At 70.8% G+C, this 21551-nt stretch carries 16 protein-coding genes and 1 pseudogene; 8 read left to right on the top strand and 9 right to left on the bottom strand.

The annotated features are described in order from the left end of the window. Positions 1–170: 170 nt before the first annotated feature. Both OU415_RS24280 and OU415_RS24275 read right to left on the bottom strand, forming a co-directional pair. Positions 171–2408, bottom strand: a complete 2238-nt coding sequence (locus OU415_RS24280; RefSeq protein ID WP_270951481.1) for a DUF6049 family protein — start codon at positions 2406–2408, stop codon at positions 171–173. After that, the gene (locus OU415_RS24275) at positions 2405–2962 is read right to left on the bottom strand and encodes an NUDIX hydrolase (protein ID WP_270951480.1); all 558 of its coding nucleotides are present in this window, start codon (positions 2960–2962) and stop codon (positions 2405–2407) included. The genes OU415_RS24280 and OU415_RS24275 overlap by 4 nt, the downstream gene beginning before the upstream one ends. Positions 2963–3229: 267 nt before the next feature. Here OU415_RS24275 and OU415_RS24270 point away from each other — a divergent pair, with 267 nt between their 5' ends. Then, complete coding sequence (locus OU415_RS24270; protein WP_270951479.1) at positions 3230–4720, top strand: CCA tRNA nucleotidyltransferase; 1491 nt, start codon at positions 3230–3232, stop codon at positions 4718–4720. Positions 4721–4859: 139 nt separating this feature from the next. Next, the gene (locus OU415_RS24265; RefSeq protein ID WP_270951478.1) at positions 4860–5432 is read left to right on the top strand and encodes a YqgE/AlgH family protein; all 573 of its coding nucleotides are present in this window, start codon (positions 4860–4862) and stop codon (positions 5430–5432) included. A 101-nt stretch (positions 5433–5533) separates the two neighbouring features. On the opposite strand, the gene OU415_RS24260 is transcribed toward OU415_RS24265, so the two are convergent. Both OU415_RS24260 and OU415_RS24255 read right to left on the bottom strand, forming a co-directional pair. Then, on the bottom strand, positions 5534–6499 hold the full coding sequence (locus OU415_RS24260) for a magnesium and cobalt transport protein CorA (RefSeq protein WP_270951477.1): 966 nt from the start codon (positions 6497–6499) through the stop codon (positions 5534–5536). A gap of 57 nt (positions 6500–6556) precedes the next feature. Beyond that, positions 6557–6970: an SdpI family protein gene (locus OU415_RS24255; RefSeq protein WP_270951476.1), complete on the bottom strand. Its 414-nt coding sequence runs from the start codon at positions 6968–6970 to the stop codon at positions 6557–6559. A 221-nt stretch (positions 6971–7191) separates the two neighbouring features. On the opposite strand from OU415_RS24255, the gene OU415_RS24250 reads away from it, so the two are divergent. Beyond that, positions 7192–8259, top strand: coding sequence for an esterase-like activity of phytase family protein (locus OU415_RS24250; protein WP_270951475.1), 1068 nt, complete (start codon positions 7192–7194; stop codon positions 8257–8259). 217 nt (positions 8260–8476) lie between these two features. After that, complete coding sequence (gene leuS / locus OU415_RS24245) at positions 8477–11341, top strand: leucine--tRNA ligase (protein ID WP_270951474.1); 2865 nt, start codon at positions 8477–8479, stop codon at positions 11339–11341. Between the two features lie 63 nt (positions 11342–11404). Here leuS and OU415_RS24240 read toward each other — a convergent pair whose 3' ends face one another. Then, positions 11405–12475, bottom strand: a complete 1071-nt coding sequence (locus tag OU415_RS24240; RefSeq protein ID WP_270951473.1) for a MerR family transcriptional regulator — start codon at positions 12473–12475, stop codon at positions 11405–11407. 156 nt (positions 12476–12631) lie between these two features. On the opposite strand from OU415_RS24240, the gene OU415_RS24235 reads away from it, so the two are divergent. Both OU415_RS24235 and OU415_RS24230 read left to right on the top strand, forming a co-directional pair. After that, positions 12632–14548, top strand: coding sequence for an acyl-CoA dehydrogenase family protein (locus OU415_RS24235; protein WP_270951472.1), 1917 nt, complete (start codon positions 12632–12634; stop codon positions 14546–14548). Between the two features lie 156 nt (positions 14549–14704). Further along, positions 14705–15667, top strand: coding sequence for a hypothetical protein (locus OU415_RS24230; RefSeq protein WP_270951471.1), 963 nt, complete (start codon positions 14705–14707; stop codon positions 15665–15667). 85 nt (positions 15668–15752) lie between these two features. On the opposite strand, the gene OU415_RS24225 is transcribed toward OU415_RS24230, so the two are convergent. Continuing rightward, positions 15753–16457: a TetR/AcrR family transcriptional regulator gene (locus OU415_RS24225; protein WP_270951470.1), complete on the bottom strand. Its 705-nt coding sequence runs from the start codon at positions 16455–16457 to the stop codon at positions 15753–15755. Positions 16458–16626: 169 nt separating this feature from the next. Here OU415_RS24225 and OU415_RS24220 point away from each other — a divergent pair, with 169 nt between their 5' ends. After that, a complete protein-coding gene (locus OU415_RS24220) occupies positions 16627–16956 on the top strand; it encodes a glutaredoxin family protein (RefSeq protein ID WP_270951468.1) in 330 nt (109 codons plus the stop codon). A gap of 329 nt (positions 16957–17285) precedes the next feature. Here OU415_RS24220 and OU415_RS24215 read toward each other — a convergent pair whose 3' ends face one another. Next, entirely contained in the window at positions 17286–17543 is a 258-nt protein-coding gene (locus tag OU415_RS24215) for a hypothetical protein (RefSeq protein ID WP_270951466.1), read from the bottom strand. Positions 17544–17823: 280 nt separating this feature from the next. On the opposite strand from OU415_RS24215, the gene ptsP reads away from it, so the two are divergent. Then, entirely contained in the window at positions 17824–19464 is a 1641-nt protein-coding gene (gene ptsP, locus OU415_RS24210) for a phosphoenolpyruvate--protein phosphotransferase (protein WP_270951465.1), read from the top strand. Positions 19465–19673: 209 nt separating this feature from the next. On the opposite strand, the gene OU415_RS24205 is transcribed toward ptsP, so the two are convergent. Together OU415_RS24205 and OU415_RS24200 are read right to left on the bottom strand one after the other, a co-directional pair. Next, positions 19674–20444, bottom strand: coding sequence for an AfsR/SARP family transcriptional regulator (locus tag OU415_RS24205; protein ID WP_270951464.1), 771 nt, complete (start codon positions 20442–20444; stop codon positions 19674–19676). Between the two features lie 234 nt (positions 20445–20678). Further along, a pseudogene (locus OU415_RS24200) lies at positions 20679–21551 on the bottom strand (hypothetical protein); the annotation flags it as partial.

Genomic DNA, 21551 nt, shown 5'->3' with positions numbered 1-21551 from the left:
CACGGTGGGGTGCGCCCCGGGCTGCGGTGCGCGTTCGCCCGGCCGCCCGGCATCCCTGTTTCGGTTCACTGCCTCAAATCCTTCGCCCGCGCGGAGTGGCCCCGCCCGTCCTGTCGACTTCTCGGCACGCCACCCCGAAAGTGTGACGGGATGGCGCACCGACCAGGATCTCAGCTCGGGTTTCGATCACCGTCGGTGGTGGCGATCTGCGCGGTCTCGGGCGTGTCCGGGGGTGCTTCCTCCGATCGGGACTCCGCGCCGGACCGCTCCGCCGCCTGGCGCTGCTGCCTGGCCCGGAACCGCTTGAAGATCCGCCGGCCGGACATGAGCACCAGCAGCGCGGCGGCGGCACCGGTGATGATCAGGATCAGCGGTCCGTAGTTGCCCGAGCTGTACGGCAGCCGCTTCGTGCTGCCGAATTGGGTGCCGTCCTTGGTGGTCACCGTGACGTCGAGGGTGAACGTGCCGGCGCGCTGCGCCGTGGTCTGCAGCCAGAACACCCGCCGCCCGTTCGCCGGGATGGTGGCCACGTCGCCGAAGTCGTGCTGCACCTGGACGCCCGGCACCGGCGGGATGCGGAACACCACGCCGACCGTGACCGGCAGGTCGTTGACCACGGTCAGCGGGGTCGGGCTGTCCGGTGAGGCGCCGACCAGCCTGGTCTGGGACTCCTCGATGCGGACCTTGCCGAAGATCTCCCCGACGGTGCGCCCGGCCAGGTTCACCCAGTGCTCCGCGCCGTTCGCGTCGCCGCGCCACGCGCTGGACGCGCCGCGCAGCAGCCCGTTGGCCAGCGGCGTGGTGATCCGCCCCGGCTCGACGTCGATGGACGGATCGCGCTGGGAGGACCGGAACAGGTCGCCGACCTTGAAGTTCTGCGCGGCCAGCTGCTGCAGCACCGGCTGCGCCACCTCGGACGAACCGGACTCGACCGGGTAGTTGAGGTCGGCCTCGGGCAGCGTCGCCGGGTTCGGCTCGGGCAGCGCCTTGGGGTGGATCAGCCCGGCGTCGGCGAGGCCCTGCATGCCGTCGAGCAGGCTGCGGAGGTCGTCGCCGCGGACGTCCCAGCGGCGCGGCGGCACCATCACCGAGGTGGCGTCGCCGACGGAGCCCTGCGTCGCCCGGAAGGCGAGCGCGCCGAGCGCGTTCTGCGTCGATTCCCACGGCGCGTTCGGCGGCGAGAGGGCGGTGGTCTTCTTCCCGGTGTCGTGCAGCGGGTCGAGCGCGCTGGTCAGCAGCGGGTCGACCGGGACAGCGGTCATGTCGCGGCCGCGGATGCGCACCGGGTCCAGCGAGCCGGCCGGGGTGTTCAGCGCCTGCGGTTCCAGCAGCGCGGTGCGGGGCAGGTTGCCGCTCGGCGGATCGGCCAGCGCGCCCTCGACGGGCCAGAGCACGCTGCGCGGTTCGACGCCCAGCGTGTTCTTGTCCTTGAGCAGGTTGGCGCCGTCCATCGCCAGGTTGACCAGGTCCGGCAGGCCCGCGCGCCCCAGCGCCACCACGTCGGCGTCGGCGTAGGGCAGCGCGATCACGCAACGACCGGAGGTGGCCTCCTTCAGCTTGGTCAGCCACAGGTTCGCGGCGCCGGTGCCGATGCCGTCGGCGAGCGAGCCGTCCGGCTGGCGCACCTGGTAGGGCACCTGCATGGCGCGGACGGTGATCAGCAGGTCCGGGTCGATGGCGAAGCACAGCGAGCTGCCCAGCGGCGAACCCGACGGCGCGCTGTCGGTGACGGCCTGCACCAGGTCGTACAGCCGGCCGCCGGGGGCCAGCGAGGTGGACAGCGCGTCGTCGACCAGCACCGGGCGCATGCCGGGCAGCGCCTCCCGCTCGAGCCGCGGGTAGTCGACGACCGGCACCAGCATGCTGACGTCGGTGGGGTGCGGGGGCGGCGGCGCCGGCTTGCCCGGGGTGCTGAGCACCGGCAGCAGGAAGCGCGACTCGGCGATCCGCGCCCGGCCGCCCGATGCGGACACGCCGTTGACGTTGACCAGCAGCGGGTAGGTGCCGGGCTCGGTGAGCTGCAGCGAGTTCGGGCCGGTCAGCGGGATGCGCATCTCGACGTCGGCCTGCTGCCCCGGCGCCAGGCCGTCCGCGATCGGGCTGAAGGCCGGTTCGGTGACCGTCGGCGTGGCGCTGCGCATGGCGCGCTGCACGGCGGGCTCGGAGGTGGCGGCGTTGCCGCGCTGGACGCGGGCCTCGATGTCGTTGATCTGGCTGTCGCCGGTGTTGGTCAACCGGCCGGTGATGACGACCTCGCCGGGGCCGCCGTCCGAAACCACGGAGGGCGTGATCTTGGTCACGTCCAGTTGGACGGGGTTGTCGCCCTGAGCCGCGCCCTGCGGGGCCCAGACCGCCGGAAGCCCCGCTATCACCAGCACCGCGACCACCGCGGCCAGCAGATACCTCAACCCGGCTCCGTCCCGCTACCTCGCACCGGACGGGCCCTGAACCGATCGCTCGTCCCGTCCGCACCGTCGCCGCGCAAGCTCAGCGCGCGGCGCACCAGCCGACGCTCGTCGGCGTAGGCCAGCACCTCGTCCAGCTCACCAAGCGGCACCCACGCCACCTCGGTGACCTCCACGTCCTCGTCGGAAAGCTCACCGCCCACCGCATCCAGCAGGAAGTGGTGCACGGTCTTGTGTATGCGCCGGTTGCCCGCGACGAACCAGTAGTCGATGGTGCCGATCGGGGTCACGACGCGACCGATGATCCCGGTCTCCTCGGCGACCTCGCGCACCGCGGTCTGCTCCGGGGTCTCACCGGCCTCGATGTGCCCCTTCGGCAGCGACCACAGGAGTCGTCCCTTGCGGTCCAGCCTCCCGATGATCGCAGCGAGCCCCTCGGTGCCGTTCACCACCAGCCCACCGGCGGACGTCTCGTCGACGGTCCGCAGCCTGCGCCGTCGGCGCCGGTTCCGACGCCCCGGCTGAGCACCGCCGGAGCGGCCGGGCGACGGGGGCATGCAGCCGATGGTAGTGCGATCAGACTTCGGCAGTGGAGTAGGTCGCTCTGCCGATCCGCCCCCCAGCACCTGCTGCTCGTAGTCCGGCCCGGGGAGCGTTTTTGCCTGGCTGGGGGCCGTGAGTCTTTTGAGCTGCCATGGCGACTCAAAGGACTCACGGGTATTTACCAGGCAAAACGGGCCGCTGGGGGCTGTGGTGTCGGTGGCCGGGGCGTTGGGTGCGGAGGGGTGATTGGGTGGGGGGTGCGGCCGATATCCTGGTAAATCGTGTCCTCTCCTTCGCACCACGACTCCACCTCGTCCGCCGAGCTGCAGGCGCGGGAACGCCAAGCGCAGCGCAATGCCGTGGTCGAGCTGGTGCGGGTCGCGCCCGTCGCGGAGGAGCTGGCCGAGCGCTTCGCCGCCGCCGGACACCGGCTGTTCCTGGTCGGTGGCAGCGTGCGGGACGCGCTGCTCGGGCGGCTGGGCACCGATCTGGACTTCACCACCGAGGCGCGGCCGGAGCAGGTCCGCGAACTGCTGAGCGGCTGGGCCGAGACGATCTGGGACACCGGGATCGAGTTCGGCACCCTCGGCGCCTTCCGGCACGGGACGACGGTGGAGATCACCACCTTCCGCGCCGACACCTACGACCGGGTGGGCCGCAACCCCGACGTCGCCTTCGGCGACACCATCGAGGGCGACCTGGTGCGCCGCGACTTCACCGTCAACGCGATGGCCATCGAGCTGCCCGGCCGGTCGTTCGTCGACCTGCACGACGGGATGGCCGACCTGGCCGCGCGGCGGCTGGACACACCGGCCGCCCCGGAGGACTCCTTCGCCGACGACCCGCTGCGCATGCTGCGCGCCGCCCGGTTCGTCTCCCAGCTCGGGTTCACCGCCAGCGACCGGGTGGTCCAGGCGATGACCGACATGGCCACCGAGATCACCCGGATCACCCCGGAGCGGATCCAGGTCGAGCTGTCCAAGCTGCTGTGCGGCGAGCACCCGCGGCGCGGCGTCGAGCTGCTGGTGGACACCGGGCTGGCCGACCACGTGCTGCCCGAGGTGCCCGCGATGAAGCTGGAGATCGACGAGCACCACCAGCACAAGGACGTCTACCGGCACTCGCTGACCGTGCTGGACCAGGCGATCGACCTGGAGCGCGCGGAGGACCCGGACGGCGAGCCGGACCTGGTGCTGCGGTTGGCCGCGCTGCTGCACGACATCGGCAAGCCGGGCACCCGGCGCTTCGAGTCCGGCGGAGGCGTGAGCTTCCACCACCACGAGGTGGTCGGCGCGAAGATGACCCGCAAGCGGCTGCGCGCGCTGCGCTACCCCAAGGACGTGATCAACCAGGTCGCCGATCTGGTGTTCCTGCACCTGCGGTTCCACGGCTACAGCGACGGCCACTGGACCGACTCGGCGGTGCGCCGCTACGTCAACGACGCGGGCCCGCTGCTGTCCCGGCTGCACAAGCTGGTGCGCGCGGACTGCACGACCCGCAACAAGCGCAAGGCGGCGTCGCTGCAGCGCTCCTACGATGACCTGGAGGAGCGCATCGCCCGGATCGCGGCGGAGGAGGACCTGGCGAAGGTCCGGCCCGATCTGGACGGCAACGAGATCATGCGGCTGCTCGGCGTCGACCCCGGACCGGTGGTCGGCAAGGCCTGGAAGCACCTCAAGGAGCTGCGCCTCGACCGCGGACCGATGTCCCACGAGGAGGCCGTCGAGGAGCTCAAGATCTGGGCTCGTGAGCAGGGCATCGACGTTCCCTGAATCCTGGAATCGCAGGTCAGAGGGTTAGTAGTAATAGTGTGTGCTACTTCACGATGATATCCGCGATTTTTGAACAATCACCGTTATTGATCCCGCTGACCTCTGTCCGCGCCCGGGCAACCAGTGAGATCATGCGTTGGTGGGATCAGACGCGGACGTGGAACCGGGGACGCTGCTCGTCGCCGCTCCGCAGCTGGCGGACCGGAACTTCCGGCGAACCGTCGTGTACGTCATTCACCACCGCGCCGAGGGCACCCTGGGCGTCGTGCTGAACCGGCCGAGCGAGGTCACGGTGCACGAGGTGCTGCCGAAGTGGGGGCAGCACGCGACCGAGCCGCAGTCGCTGTTCGTCGGCGGACCCGTCGAGCAGCGCACCGCGATCTGCTTGGCGACCCTGCGCGCGGGCGAGGACACCGGGGCGATCACGGGCATGGTCGGCGTGCGCGGCCCGGTCGGTCTGGTCGACCTCGACGGCGATCCCGACGCCCTGGTGCCGAAGACGCGGGGCCTCCGGTTCTTCGCGGGCTACGCGGGCTGGGAGCCGGGGCAGCTGGCGGGCGAGATCGAGCGCGGCGACTGGATCGTGGTCCCGGCGCTGCCGGACGACGTGATCGCCGACCCCGGCGCCGAGCTGTGGGGCCGGGTGCTGCGCCGCCAGGGACCGCCGCTGGCCTTCCTCGCCACACATCCCGGAGACGTCCGCCTCAACTGACAACCCGCTGGTCAGCGCGTTGCGCGGGTGCCTTGTCCACCTGCTGTCCCCAAGTTATCCACAGTTGTCCACAGGGTTGTGCACAGCTTCCTGTGGACAACTCAGAGCCAGCGGTTGTGGCGGAGGGCCGCGTACAGGCCGGTGCAGGCCCCGATGATCACCAGGATCGCCAGCGGGTAGCCGAACGACCAGTGCAGTTCGGGCATGTTCTCGAAGTTCATCCCGTAGATCCCGCCCACGATGGTGGGCACCAGCGCGATGGCCGCCCAGGCCGAGATCTTGCGCATGTCCTCGTTCTGCCAGAGCCCGGCCCGGGAGAACTGGGCGTCCAGCACCGAGGTGAGCAGCTCGTCGCAGGAGCTCAGATCGCGGCCGACCCGCAGCAGGTGGTTGGCCACGTCGCGGAAGTGGTGCCGGAGCGGACCGGCCTCGCCGTTGTTCGGCTGGACCAGCCGGTGCGCCACCGGCAGCAGCGGCTCGACGGCGTCGCGGGCCTCCAGCACCTCCCGCTTCAGCGAGTACAGGTCCGGGGTCACGTCGTCCCGGCCGGGCGCGAAGACGCGCTGCTCCAGCTCGGTGAGATCGCCGCGGAGCTGGTCGGCGGCGGAGAGGTAGGCGTTGACGACCGTGTCGGTGACCAGGTAGGCCGCTGCGCGCGGGCCGCTGTCGAGCAGTTCCGGGAGGTCAGCGGCCCGGCGCCGCGCCTCGGCGGTCGGGTCCTCGGTGCCGTGCACGACGGTGATCAGCGCGTTCGGGGTCAGGAACAGGACCACGTCGCCGGTGCTGATCTGCGAGGTGGACTCGGTGTAGCTGAGGACCTTGAGGACCAGGTAGACGCAGTTCGGGTACTGCTCGATCCTGGCGCGCTGGTGGGGGTGCGCCGCGTTGTCCACGGCCAGCTGCGGGAGTTCCAGCACGCGGGCCGCGTCGTGCAGCAGGTCCAGCCGGGCCGGCGACAGCGCCAGCCACACGAAGCTGTCCTCCGGCACGCTCCGCAGGGAGTCGAGCACGTCGTCCTCGGCGATCTCCGAAGACCCGCCGGCGTGGAAGCGAGTACACCTCAGCATGCCGCCACGTTGCCACGTGCGGCCTCGGTCAGAAGGGGTATCGCGGTCGTGTCCCGATCAGTCGCGCGGGAGCGAGCTGCAGCAGCCGCCGGCGCAGCCACCGCAACCACCGGCGGGCGCCGGGGCGGGCACCGCCTCGGCCGCGCGGTTGCCGACCACGCCGCCCGCGGTCATCAGCGCGAACGCCCCGACCAGACCGAACACCGAGATCATCACCACGGAGAACGTCGAGGCCAGCACCGGCAGCGACGCACCGGCCAGCACGGCCGCCGCGCCACCGGCCAGCATCGCGGGCGCGGCCGCGCGGTTGGCGACGTCGAAGGCCTCGTCGCTGCTCATGGCGGCGGGGGTGCGGACACCGACGTAGCGGTTGCGGGGCAGCTGCCCGCGCAGCCCCCGGAAGCCGAGCAGCAGCAGAGCCGCCCCGCCGAGGACCAAGATCGCGCAGAGGATCACCTGAACAGCGAGCACCGCACCAGCGTAGGAGAACACCCGACTTGACCTGCATCACGGTGCACTTACGCCCGTTCGCAGTACACCCGTCCGGGGCTCCGGTGAATCCGCAGTTTCAATTGAAACTGCGCACGCCAGGCACGGGGAATCGCAGTTTCAATTGAAACTGTGGTCCTGGTGGGAGCGAGGGGTCACCTGATCGACACTTGGTGGACACCCTGATCGGGTGTGATTCGGGCATGGTGAGGACAACTGCGCTGAGCGGGGTGCTGGCCTCCGCGCTGCTGGTCGCGGCGGCGGCTCCGGCGGGAGCCGGGACCGACCGGGTCGAGCTGGTCGGCGAGACGACGTTGCCGCACGCGATGCAGTTCGAGGGGACCACGGTCGGCGGGTTGTCCGGGCTGGACTACGACCCCAGGACCGGGGAGTGGGTGCTGATCAGCGACGACCGCTCCGACAAGCAGCCGGCGCGGATCTACACCGGCCGCTTCGACGGGAGCGAGTTCCGGCTCACCGGCACGAAGCCGCTGCTGCGCCCGGACGGCACGACCTACCCGAAGGGCACCGTCGACCCGGAGGACGTGCGCTGGGACCCGTGGACCGGCGAGATCTGGTGGACCAGCGAGGGCGAGCGCGCCCAGCAGCTGATCGACCCGACGATCCGCCGCGCGAGCGCCGACGGCGCCTTCACCGGCGACCTGCCGATCCCGGACAACCTGCGGATGCGGCCGGAGACCGGGCCGAAGCAGAACGAGGTGCTGGAGGGCCTCACGCTGGCCGACGGCGGCACCCGGGTGGTCACCGCGATGGAAGGCCCGCTGGTCCAGGACGGCGAGTCGCCGACCACCGAGCACGGCGCCCTGTCCCGGATCAGCGTGCAGAGCCGCGGCGGTCACGTCCTCGGCCAGTACGCCTACCCGCTGGACCCGGTGTTCGCCGAGTCGCCGACCGGCGGTTTCAGCAACAACGGGGTCAGCGCGGTCCTGGCCGACCGAGGTGGCCAGTACCTGGTGATGGAGCGCTCCTTCGTCACCGGCGTCGGCAACTCGATCCGCATCTACCGCGTCGACCTGCGCGGCGCCACGGACGTCCGCGACGTCGACTCGCTGACCGGCGCGAACGTCCGCCCGCTCCGCAAGGAACTGCTGGTCGACCTGTCCGACCTGGACCTGAGCACGATCGACAACGTCGAGGGCATGACCTGGGGCCCGCGCCTGCCGGACGGCCGCCGCACCCTGACCCTCGTCAGCGACGACAACTTCTCCCCCGCCCAGACCACTCAGCTCATCACCCTCGCCGTCCGCTGAGCTGCGGTGAAAAACGCGTTTGGCGCTCTCGGTTACCCTTGGTGCATGTGCGCGAGGCTGCTCCTTGCGAGGCCGCGTTGACCGTCCGCTAGGCGACGTCAACGCGGCGACCCCTCATGCCCGGTAGGGCCTGGGGGGTTTTCCGTTTTTCGCAGGCGGCACACTAGGAGCGCACGACTCGCGCGTTCGAGGGCAAGGCAGGGAAGGACACAAACCGATGAGTGGCCAGGCAGAGACCTCGACCGAAGAGGTTCCGCAGCACCGCTACACCGCGGAGACGGCGGTCGAGATCGAGCAGCGGTGGCAGAACCGGTGGGAGGAGCGCGGCACCTTCCACGCGCCCAACCCGGCCGGGTCGCTCAAGGGTGACGTGCCCGAGGACAAGCTGTTCGTCCAGGACATGTTCCCGTACCCCTCGGGCGCGGGCCTGCACGTCGGCCACCCGCTGGGCTTCATCGGCACCGACGTCTACGCCCGCTACCACCGGATGCAGGGCCGCAACGTCCTGCACACGATGGGCTTCGACGCGTTCGGCCTGCCCGCCGAGCAGTACGCGGTGCAGACCGGGACCCACCCGCGGACCACCACCGAGCAGAACATCGAGCGGTACCTGGGGCAGATCCGCCGCCTGGGCCTGGGCCACGACGAGCGCCGCCGGATCGCCACCACCGACATCGACTTCTACCGCTGGACGCAGTGGATCTTCCTGCAGATCTTCAACGCCTGGTACGACGCCGACGCGCGCCGGGCGCGGCCGATCAGCGAGCTGGAGGACCAGTTCGCCAGCGGTGAGCGCGCCACCCCGGACGGCCGCGCGTGGAGCGAGCTGTCCCGCGTCGAGCAGCGCGAGATCATCGACTCGCACCGCCTGGCCTACGTCTCCGAGGCGCCGGTCAACTGGGCGCCGGGCCTGGGCACCGTGGTGGCCAACGAGGAGGTCACCGCCGACGGCCTGACCGAGCGCGGCAACTTCCCGGTGTTCCGCAAGAACCTGAAGCAGTGGATGATGCGGATCACCGCCTACGCCGACCGCCTGGTCGACGACCTGGACCGGCTGGACTGGCCGGAGAAGGTCAAGACCATGCAGCGGAACTGGATCGGCCGCTCGCAGGGCGCGAACGTGGTGTTCCCGCTGGACGGCTCCGCGCACCACGTCGAGGTCTTCACCACCCGCCCGGACACGCTGTTCGGCGTGACCTACATGGTGCTGGCCCCGGAGCACCCGCTGGTCGACGAGCTGACCGCGACGTCATGGCCGGAGGGCGCGGACGACCGCTGGACCGGCGGTGCGGCCACCCCGGCGGAGGCCGTCGCGCAGTACCGGCGCGCGGCGTCGATGAAGTCCGACCTGGACCGCCAGGAGAACAAGGAGAAGACCGGCGTCTTCACCGGTGCCTGGGCGACCAACCCGGTCAACGGCGAGCGGATCCCGGTGTTCATCGCCGACTACGTGCTGATGGGCTACGGCACCGGCGCGATCATGGCGGTGCCCGGCGAGGACACCCGCGACCACGAGTTCGCCGAGGTCTTCGGGCTGCCGATCGTGCGCACCGTGCAGCCGCCCGCGGACTTCGAGGGCGGTGCCTTCACCGGTTCCGGGCCGCGGATCAACTCCGCGAACCCGCAGATCGGGCTGGACCTGAACGGCCTGGAGCTGGAGGACGCCAAGAAGGCGATCATCAGCTGGCTGGAGGAGCACGGCCACGGCCGCGGCACCGTGCAGTACAAGCTGCGGGACTGGCTGTTCGCCCGGCAGCGCTACTGGGGCGAGCCGTTCCCGATCGTCTACGGCGAGGACGGCCTGCCGCAGGGCCTGCCCGAGGACCAGCTGCCGGTGGTGCTGCCCGAGGTCGAGGACTACTCGCCGCGCACCTTCGAGCCGGAGGACGCCGACAGCCGGCCGGAGCCGCCGCTGGCCAAGGCCACCGAGTGGGCCAACGTCGAGCTGGACCTGGGCGACGGGCTGCAGCACTACGAGCGCGACACCAACGTGATGCCGCAGTGGGCCGGTTCCTGCTGGTACCAGCTGCGCTACATCGACCCGGACAACGGCGAGCGGTTCGTCGACCCGGCCAACGAGCAGTACTGGATGGGCAAGCGCCCCGCGCAGCACGGTGCGAGCGACCCGGGCGGCGTGGACCTGTACGTCGGCGGCGTGGAGCACGCGGTGCTGCACCTGCTGTACTCGCGGTTCTGGCAGAAGGTCCTGTTCGACCTGGGCCACCTGTCGGCGGAGGAGCCGTACCGGCGGCTGTACAACCAGGGCTACATCCAGGCCTACGCCTACACCGACTCGCGCGGCGTCTACGTCCCGGCCGAGGAGGTGGAGGAGCGCGACGGCAAGTTCTTCTTCCAGGGCGAGGAAGTCCGCCGCGAGTACGGGAAGATGGGCAAGAGCCTGAAGAACTCCGTCTCCCCGGACGAGATGGCCGACGCCTACGGCGCGGACACGCTGCGGCTGTACGAGATGGCGATGGGTCCGCTGGACTCCTCGCGGCCGTGGGCGACCAAGGACGTCGTCGGCTCGCACCGGTTCCTGCAGCGGCTGTGGCGCAACGTCGTCGACGAGACCACCGGTGAGCTGCGGGTGACCGACGAGCAGCCGGACGTCGAGATGCTGCGCGCGCTGCACAAGACCATCGCCGGGGTCCGCGAGGACTACGCGGAGATGCGGTTCAACACCGCGGTGGCGAAGCTGATCGAGTTCAACAACCGGATCACCAAGGCCTACGCGTCCGCGGCGGGCACCCCGCGCGCGGTGGTGGAGCCGCTGGTGCTGATGGTCGCGCCGCTGACGCCGCACCTGGCCGAGGAGCTGTGGGCCCGGCTGGGCAACGCGGAGAGCCTGGCGCACGGCCCGTTCCCGGTGGCCGACGAGGAGTACCTGGTCGAGGACACCGCGGAGTACCCGATCCAGGTCAACGGCAAGGTCCGCTCCCGGGTCGTGGTGCCGGCCTCGGCGGACCAGGACGCGGTGAAGGCCGCGGCGCTGGCGGACGAGAAGATCGCCGCAGCTCTGAACGGCAAGGACCCGCGCAAGGTGATCGTCGTTCCAGGCCGCCTGGTCAACGTCGTCGCCTGACGAACCTGGGAAAAGCCGCCCCGCAACTCGCGCGGGGCGGCTTTTCGCTTTTCAGAGCGGTTTTCAGTTGCGGGAGACGGCGTCGATCACCACGCAGGAGACGTTGTCCGGTGCTCCGGCGTCGTGGACCTGCCGCACGAAGTGGTCGACCGCTTCCTTCGGGCTGGAAGCGGAATCGAGAACGTCCCGCAGGACTCGGTCGCTCAGCACGGCGTGCAGACCGTCCGAGGACAGCAGGTAGCGATCCCCGGTGTGCGCTTCGCGCAGGTGCAGATCCGGTTCCGCGCTGCCGCTGCGTTCCAGCGCGCGCAGCAGTTCAGCTCGTTTCGGGTGCGCCGCAGCTTCTTCCGGGGTCAGCCGTCCTTCGTCCACAAGGGACTGGACGAAGGTGTGGTCGTGGGTGATCTGGGCGAGCTCGCCACCGCGCAACAAGTAGGCGCGCGAATCTCCCACGTGCGCCAGGGCGAATCCGGATCCGGACCACAGCATCGCCGTCAGCGTGGTGCCGACGTTCTCCCTTTCGGTGCCGGAGAACTCGTGCACCGCCCGACGCGCGGATCCGGTCGCGTCACCGAGGTCGCGCAGCAGATCACCGCTCGATTCAGCGGAATCCAGCGTTCTGAGGGCTTCGAGCGCCGCGCCGCTGACGGCTCGTTCTTCGCCCTCCATCCCGAATCCGTCGGCCACGGCGAACAACCGCGAGCCCGCGAGCACCGAGTCCTCGTTGCTCCGCCGCACCAGCCCGCAGTCCGTGCGGGCGGCGCAGCGCAGTTCCCATTCCGAAGTGCTGGTCACGGCGAAGTCCTTCCTGGACAGGTCGGTCACGAGTGCGGTGGCCTGCTCGCGGCGGGCCGCGGTCTCGGCTTCGACCTGCCGCCAGTACGACATGACCTCCGCGGCGGCGGCCAGCGGTGGCAGGTCGACGACGACCCGGATCCGGGCCAGCGGCATGCCGAGCGAGCGCAGCCGGGCGACCAGCTGCGCCTTGCCCAGCTGCTCCAGGACGTAGGTCCGGTAGCCGGTGCGCTGGTCGACGTGCTCGGGTGGCAGGAGTCCGAGTTCGTCGTAGAGTCGCAGTGCCTTGGGCGTCAGGCCCGAGGCGCGTGCGAATTCACCGATGCTCAGTCCGTCCACGACTCACCTCCTCGTGCCGGGCTCCTCGCCCGGTGCCCCGACCCTGCGGCTTGCCCCGGGGTGAAGGTCAAACGCTCCGGAGAGCCAGGTCACGTGGCGAGGTTACTCGTCGGTAACTACGCTTGGAGCAGTCGGTACCGACGAGTGGAGGCCGCGATGGCATTCGACGCAGGCGAGCTGACGGCGTTGCTGGACGGACGCTGGGCGCACGTTCGCAACCAGGTCCGGGAGGCGCTGGACGGCGTCGACCTCGCGCCCGCTGACGACCTCGACACCGAGAGCCACCGCGCGCGGACCCTCGAGCAGCTGCAGCAGCTGGCCAAGACCGGCGTCCCCGGTCTCGGCTTCCCGTCCGCCTACGGCGGCAGCGGCGACACCGGTGGTTCGGTGGTGTCGCTGGAGATGCTGCCCGGCAACCTGTCGCTGATGGTCAAGTCCGGTGTCCAATGGGGACTGTTCGGCGGCGCGGTCGTCGCGCTGGGCACTGAACGCCACCACGAGCGCTACCTGAGCGACATCATGAGCGCGGAGCTGCCGGGCTGCTTCGCGATGACCGAGACCGGCCACGGCTCGGACGTCCAGAACCTGCGCACCACCGCCACCTACGACCCGGAGTCGCAGGAATTCGTCGTGCATACGCCGCACGAAGCGGCGCGCAAGGAGTACATCGGCAACGCCGCCCGCGACGGTCGGATGGCGGTCGTCTTCGCCCAGCTGATCACCGGCGGGGAAGGCCACGGCGTGCACGCGCTGCTGGTGCCGATCCGCGACCAGGCCGGGAATCCGCTGCCGGGCGTGGAGATCACCGACTGCGGCCGCAAGGCCGGGCTCAACGGCGTGGACAACGGCCGGATCGTCTTCGACCAGGTCCGGGTGCCGCGCGAGGCGCTGCTCAACCGCTACGGCGACGTCGCCGAGGACGGCACCTACAGCAGCCCGATCGCCAGCAAGGGCAAGCGGTTCTTCACCATGCTCGGCACGCTGATCCGCGGCCGGGTGTCGGTGGCGGGCACCGCGGGCAGCGCCGCCAAGCTCGCGCTGGAGATCGCGCTGCGCTACGGCGACGTGCGCCGCCAGTTCGGCCGGCCCGGCTCCGCCGACGAGGTCGTGGTGCTGGACTACCTGGCGCACCAGCGGAAACTGCTGCCCGCGCTGGCCAAGACCTTCGCCCTGCACTTCGCGCAGGAAGAGCTGGTGGCGAGCCTGCACGACGGGCCGACCGACGAGCGGGCGCAGCGCGAGCTGGAAGCCCGCGCGGCCGGGCTCAAGGCGATCACCACCTGGCACGCCACCCGCACCATCCAGACCTGCCGCGAGGCGTGCGGAGGCGCGGGCTACCTGGCGGAGAACCAGCTGGCGCAGCTCAAGGCCGACACCGACGTCTTCACCACTTTCGAAGGCGACAACACGGTGCTGCTGCAGCTGGTCGCCAAGGGGCTGCTGACCGACTACAAGGACCAGTTCTCCGACCTCGGCACGCTCGGCCTGGCCAAGTTCCTGGCCGACCAGTTCGTCAGCGCGATGTTCGAGCGCAGCGCCACCCGGTCCCTGGTGCAGCGGATCATGGACGGCTCGGGCAAGGACGACATCCTCGACCGCGGCTGGCAGCTCGAGATGTTCGACGAGCGCGAGCGCCACGTCCTCGACGGTCTCGGCCGCCGACTGCGGAAGGCCAATCGCGACAACGGTTTCGAGGTGTTCAACCGCGCTCAGGACCACGTGCTGCGCGCGGGCCGCGTGCACGTCGAGCGGCAGCTGCTGGAGGCGTTCGTCGGCGCGATCGAGCGCTGCCGCGACGAGGAGACTGCTGCGCTGCTGAACAAGGTGTGCGACCTCTTCGTGCTCTCCACCATCGAGGAGGACCGCGCCTGGTTCCTGGAGCACGAGCGGATCACGCCGCGCCGGTCGAAGGCGATCACCGAGGCGGTCAACGAGTTGTGCCGCCAGATCCGCCCGCACGCGGTGGATCTGGTCGAGGCCTTCGGCATCCCGCGCCAGTGGCTCACCGCGCCGATCGCGACCGGAGCGGAAGCCGACCGGCAGGAGGAGCTGCGGGCCTACGAGCGCTCGTGAGCAGAGGGCGGTTTCGCGTGGAAAATCGGTGATTCCGCGCGAAATCGCCCATCCTCCTGCTCGATCGGTGAAAAATTCGGCCGGAGCGGGAACCGAATTCGGTTCGGTGCGTCCCACCGGGGACCAACCGATGCCGACGAGCTCTTGCGAGGCCCGATGAAACCCCTGCTCCGAAAGGTCACGATCGCCGCGCTGAGCGGTGCGCTGCTGCTGGGCACCGCGGCGACGACCACGACCGCGGCGGTGGCCGGCGAGGACAAGGCCATCGCGTGCCGGTCCGCGGCCAGCGGGCAGGGGGCGTTCTACCCGGGGCCGTCCGCCTCGAAGTTCTACGACGAGGTGTTCGGCCAGGGCCCGGCCGTGCCGGGGCTGGACAAGACGACCCCGCAGGGCCTGGCCGCCTGGCCCGGCTGGGACGGCGAGGGCAAGGACCTGCTTCTGGTGACCTCCTACGGGAAGCCCGGGCAGGACGCGCTGATCATCGGCATCGACCCGCACACCGGCAAGCACGTCGGCACGGTCGCCATCGCCGAATCGCACGTCGGCGGCATCGCGATCAGCAAGGGCTGGGCGTTCGTGCAGGGCCGCAACTCCGGCAGCCAGCACACCATCCGCAAGTACAAGCTCTCCGAGCTGCGCGACGCGATGAAGAAGGGCGGCACCCCGTACCTCAAGCAGGTCGGCGAGTCCCGCAAGGTCGCCGCGGCGTCCTTCGTGGCCGCGGACGGCGGCACCGTCTACGCGGGCAAGTTCAACGACTCCGGGCGCGGCACGATGCAGTCGTACCAGGTCGGCGACGACGGTTCGCTGACCGAGCAGAAGACCTACGAGGTGCCGAAGAAGACCCAGGGCCTCATGGTCACCGGCGACAAGTTCGTGTTCACCACGTCGCACGGCCGCAGCAAGCGCAGCAACATCTACGTGGTGGACAAGGGCGCCACCGACATCGACCGCCCGTCCACCAAGTGCTACCGGGCGCCGAGCATGGCGGAGGGCATCACGGAGTTCGGCGGCGCGGCCTACGTGCTGTACGAATCGGGCTCGTACCAGTACAGCGACGCCCGCAACGTCATCAAGAACCTGCACAAGGGTGCGATCTCCTCGGTGACCACCCCCTGACGAGCGCGCCGGCCCGAGCACCCCACAGGCCGGCGTCGGCGGAAGGCCGCTGCGGCTCACCCGCAGCGGCCTTCGCGTTTTCTGGTCAGGCGAGGCCGGTTTCCGTCGTGAGCTCGTGGAGCATCGCTTCGAAGAGGCGGTCCGCGCCGGTCAGGTCGAAGGGGAAGCGGCCGAAGACCTCCAAGGCCACGTGGCCGTAGAGGCGGACCCACCAGCGGAGCAGGAAGTAGACCGCGTCCGCTCGGAGCGCGTCGGGCGGGAGTTCCACGCCCGCGGTGGAGAACGCCGCTGCCAGGGACTTCTGGTGGTCGGACAGGTCCGGCAGCTCCGGTGTCAGGTCCGCCGGGGCCACCAGGACCGCGCCCTCGGCGAGGAACGGGCCGACGAGGCCGAGGAAGACCGTCGCGAACTGGTCCGGCCGGTGCTGCTCCGCCTCGGGCTGCGGGGTGGCGAAGACCAGCGCGAACTCCTCCGGGTGGGCCAGCGCCCAGCAGCGGAACCCGCGGCACACCGCGAAGATCTTGTCCAGGAACCGCTCGCCGACCTCCTCCGACTCGCCGTGCAGCTCGGCGGCGAGGTCGGTGCAGATGTCGTCGCACAGCTGGCGGAGCAGGTCCTCGCGGGACTCGTAGTAGCGGTACAGCGCGGGGGCGGTGATGCCGAGCTCGCGCGCGATGGCTCGCAAGGTGACCGCATCGCTGCCGTGCTCGGCCAGCAGCACCCGGGCGTGCTGGCGGATCTCCAGTTCGGTGGCGGCGCGGAGCCGCTCGCGCCTGGACACCTCGGTCATGCGGCACCTCCTCCGGACGCAGCGATTGTGTCCCATCGGATGGCCGGACCGGGTGAGCTAGCGTCGATTCGGCTGGTTCGCGTTCGCACCGGGTGCGGGCGCGGGGCGAATGAACCGGGTGCCCGTCGCGTTGCAGCTCGTGGACCCGGTTCGCGATCTAGGAGGAAACATGACCGCCGGAGTGCAGGAAGTCGTCGTCTACACCCGTCCGGGATGCCCCTTCTGCACCTCGCTGCGCGCCGGGCTGCGCCGCCAGGGGCTGGAGTTCACCGAGGTGGACATCTGGGACGACGCGGAGGCGGCGGCGACCGTGCGCAGCATCGCCGACGGCAACGAGACCGTCCCGACGGTCGTGATCGGCGAGTGGCAGGCGGTCAACCCCTCGGCGGGCACCGTCCTCGACGCGGTCGGCGAACACGCGCCGCACCTCCTCCCGGAGCAGAAGCCGGGCCTGGTCGACGGAGCGCTGAAGGCCATGGGCCTCCGCAAGGAGAGCTAACTGCCTTTGACCAAGATTTTTGCCTTCGATGCGCCGTGCCCAGACGAGAACGAGTTCTAAGGCAGGTGTGACAAGGGCCGACCGCACGGGGGGCGTTGCGGTCGGCCCTTGGGGTTGTGATCGTCGGTGGCGCGATACCGGCGAGCAGCAACCTGTTCAGTCTGACGCCGGACAACGTGGAAAAGATCCGCATCCGGCCGCAAGTTAGCTCGAACGGTGGACCCCCGGAAGCTCCACAGTGGCCCGCCGGAACGGCGAACGGCCCGCTCCTCCTCCGAGGTGAACGGGCCGTTCAGGTTCGGTTCTCTCGTGTCGGCATCGGTCGTCGGTCAGCTCGCCATCCGGGCCACCGGGATGAAGGCCGGGGTCGCCAGGCTGGTGTCGACCGTCTCCCCCGCTGCGGGGGGCGCCCAGTCGGGCCACTCGCTCGTCGGCGGCGGGAGCGTGTTGGTCGTGGCGTCGGGGTTCTCCGAGCTCTCGGGGACGTCCGGGAGCTGGGCCGAGAACAGGCGGATGATCGCCGCCAGCGGCTCGGCGAACCAGTCGGTGGTCGGGGTCGGCTCGGTGATCTGCGTGCTCAGTGCCATGCCAACAGCTTGCTGTTCGCGGGGTGCCGCCAGGATCCGTACAGCTACTCACTTGTTACTCATGGGTAATCATCGTGCTGCGACATTCGGGTGACGTAGGAACCACTGAGGTCACCGCGTGTGGGGGCGCCCACGTCCGCATCGCGCCGAACGGTGGACGGATGCCTACGATCGCCGCAAAGGTCGATCTGACGCGCCGTGTCGGGCGGGATCTCCCGCTCGGAGTGAGCCGCGTCGATGAGGCTTATGCAGAAGACCTCGGAAAGGTATGGTCTAGACCATGTCGCGTTTGACTGGTGTCGGAGTCAGCTCCGGCCGCGCCTCGGGGCCGGTCGCCCGGGTCGCCGATCCACTGCCCGAACCGCCCGCCACTCCCGCGCCGACCGACCCGACCGCCGAGGCCGAGCGGATCCGCCCCGCCGCCGACGCCGTGGCCGAGCGGCTGTTCCAGCGCGCCGCGCGAGTCGAAGGCGACGCGAAGGCCGTCCTGGAAACCACCGCCGCGATGGCCATGGACCCGGCGCTGATCTCGCAAGCCGAACAGCAGGTCACCGCCCGCTCGCTGCCCGCGCCGCGCGCGATCTTCGAAGCCGCGAACGGGTTCGCCGACGCCCTCCGCGCAGCCGGCGGCTACATGGCCGAACGCGCCCGCGACGTGCAGGACGTGCGGGACCGGATCATCGCCGAGCTGCACGGCGTGACCCCGCCCGGCGTGCCCGAGCTCGAGCGGCCGAGCGTGCTGCTGGCCCGCGACCTCGCCCCCGCCGACACCGCCGACCTGGACCCGGGGCTGGTGCTCGCGCTGGTCACCGAGGAGGGCGGTCCGACCAGCCACACCGCGATCCTGGCGCGTGCGCTGGGCATTCCGGCCGTGGTCGCGGTCCGCGGCGTGCTCGAAGCGCCCGACGCGGTCGGCGCCGTCGTCGACGGCGACAGCGGCGAGGTGGAGATCAGCGGCGAAGAGGTGGCCGTGCAGGCCGCCGAACGGGCCGCGGCCGTCGAGTGGAACGGCATCGGCGCCACGGCGGACGGCGAACCGGTCAAGGTCATCGCCAACGTCGGCTCGGCCGCTGATGCGCGTGCTGCGGCGGATGCCGGGGCCCAGGGAATCGGGCTGTTCCGCACCGAGTTCTGCTACCTCGCGGCCGACGACGAGCCGTCCGTGGAAACCCAGCGCGCGGCCTACCGCGAGGTGCTCGAACCGTTTGCGGGCAAGCCGGTCGTCGTGCGCACCCTCGACGCCGGGGCGGACAAGCCGCTGGCGTTCCTGGACATGGGCGTCGAACCGAACCCGGCGCTCGGCGTCCGCGGCCTGCGCGTGGCCTTCGACCGGCCGGACCTGCTGGACCGGCAGCTGGCCGCGATCGCCGGTGCGGCCGCCGACTCCGGTGCCGAGGTCTCCGTGATGGCGCCGATGGTCGCCACCGCGGCGGAAGCCGCCTGGTTCGCCGAGCGGGTCCGCGCGGCGGGCCTGCCGCGCGCCGGGGTGATGATCGAGATCCCGGCCGCCGCGCTGAGCGCTCCGGAGATCCTGGCCGCCGTCGACTTCGTCAGCATCGGCACCAACGACCTGGCCCAGTACGTGTTCGCCGCGGACCGGATGGCCGGTGCGCTCGCCGAGCTCAACGACCCGTGGCAGCCCGCGCTGCTGCGCCTGATCGCGCAGGTCGGCGAGGCCGGGCGCGAACTGGGCAAACCGGTCGGGGTGTGCGGCGAAGCGGCGTCCGACCCGCAGCTGGCCGGCGTGCTGGCCGGACTCGGCGCGACCAGCCTCTCGATGGCCGGAGCAGCGGTCCCGGCAGTCGGCGCGGCCCTCGCCGAGCACCCCATGGCCGCCTTCCGCCAAGCCGCCGAAGCAGCCCTGGCCACGTCCACCCCGGCCGAAGCCCGCAAGGCCGCCAAGTCCGCGCTCGCCTCCTGACCCGGGGATCCGCAAATTCCATTGAAATCGCACGTCCGATTTCGATGGAATTTGCGGTCCCTCCGGCGTGTCCCCTCCCGACACGCCGACACCTGGTTCCGCAGTTTCAATTGAAACTGTGACCCCCGGCGTGTCGGAACCCCGGCGTGTCCGGACCCAGTGCGTCGGGACCCTCGGCCCCGGAGCACCGGGAGGCCCCGACGGCGGGATCAGGTGGTGAGGACTGGGCGGACGAGGTTGCGGAGGTGGTCCGAGGGGCGGATGCCCAGCTCCCGGTCCAGGAGGTTCTCGTAGCGGCGGTAGTGGCGGACCGCTTGCGCCGGGTTCGCCTGCTGCAGCAGGACCTTCACCACCGCGCAGTGCGCCGTCTCGCGGAACGGCTCCACCTGGGTCGCCGCCTGCGCGATCTCCAGGGCGCTGGCCAGGTGGCGGGACTGCACCAGCCGCTCCGCCGCGACCTCCAGCGCGTGCACCTGGAGCTGCTGCAGGCGCTCCCGCTCGGTGAGCACCCAGTCGTCGTACCAGCCGGGCAGCAGCGGGGCGTGGTTCGCCAGGTCGCGGCCGATCTCCGCGCAGTCGCCCGGCGAGTCCCCCGAGCCGTCCTCCAGCAGGTAGCGCCCGGCGGCGACCAGGCCGTCGATGTCCAGCGACACCAGCGGCGCCAGCTCGATCTCGTGCTGCGTGCTGATCACCGCGCCCCGGGCCCGCTGGCGCACCCGCCACAGCGTGGTCCGCAGGTTCGCCAGCGCGTTCTGGTCGTCGCTCTCCGGCCACAGGATGCCCGCGGCGTAGTCGCGCTGAGTGCGCCCGCGCAGCGCGAGCAGGGCCAGCAGGCGCTGTCCGCTGCTGGACATCGCCACCGCCTCGCCGCTCGCCTGCAGCTCCCAGCCACCCAGCAGCGTCAGCCGGAACGGCTGATCGGGCTGCGCTGGCGTGCGCGTCCGCCGGCGTTCCGCCGACTGCACCGTGCCACCGCTCATAGTTCCCCCCTCGACCGAGCTGAAGTGGGCTTCCCCCTCCCGATCACCGGTTCGCGTACCGGGACCGGGGTGCCCACACCCGCTCCAATCGGGTGGCTCCGGTCGGCTGTTACGGGACTACCCAACGTGACTCCTGATCCTGTTGTTGCAGGTAGATCACCTGGTGCAGCAAAGACGAGCTCCGGTCCCGCCATGCGGTGCCGGAGCTCGCCCTCCCCCCTTCTCGAACCGGACTCACGCAGCCTTGGGCGGGTGCCAGCGTCCGGAGCGCTTGCGGTGCCGGGCGTGCGGCCGGGCCTGCCGCCGAGCCCGCAGCTTGACCACGAGCCGGGTGATCCGCCGACCGGTCCGGATCGCGAACGCGGTGCCGCCGACCCACGGCACCAGCAGGATCAGCATCGACAGGATCGCCATCAGCAGGACGCCTACCTGCCCGCTGCCGCCCGCGTTCCACGCGACCTCGCCGTACTGCAGGGCCCGGCTCGTCCCGGTCGCCAGGTACAGCGGCAGCCGGATCAGCAGCATCGTCAACCCGAGGATCAGCAGCGGGACCACGATCAGCACCCAGGCCGTGACCAGGACCTGCACCCGGGGGCGCAGCGCCTGGTGCATCGCCGCCTTGTCGTCGTCCGGCTTCCCGCGCATCCGCCGCCACACCGGGCCGACGAACGCGAACAGGTTCGGCACGCCCACCAGGTCGCCGAGGATCAGGTAGCCGTCCAGCCGCAGCAGCGGCAGCAGCTGCTGCAGGATCTGCAGGTGGTTGAGCACCATGAACACCATCAGCGATGGCAGCCCGGTCGCCTGGTAGAGCCCGAACATGGCCACGATGAAGATCGCGTTGAAGTAGATCCCGCCCAGGTCCGTGCGCAGCCGACCGCGCCGGTCCAGCCGGTAGGCGTCGGTGACGTTGGTGTAGAAGGCCGGGTAGAAGATCAGGATGCCGACGCCGATCCCGCCCGGTCTCGCACCGCCGTAGTGGCAGCCCGCGGCGTGGCCGAACTCGTGGAACAGCGTCGCGCAGACCCACAGCACCATCAGCGTCAGGACCAGGATCGGGTCGCCGACCGACCGGTGGAACGCGGCGTCGACGTCTGGCTGGTGATG

Source organism: Saccharopolyspora oryzae, assembly GCF_027853915.1.
Classification (GTDB): domain Bacteria; phylum Actinomycetota; class Actinomycetes; order Mycobacteriales; family Pseudonocardiaceae; genus Saccharopolyspora; species Saccharopolyspora oryzae.
This window is presented reverse-complemented; position numbering and strand designations above follow the sequence as displayed.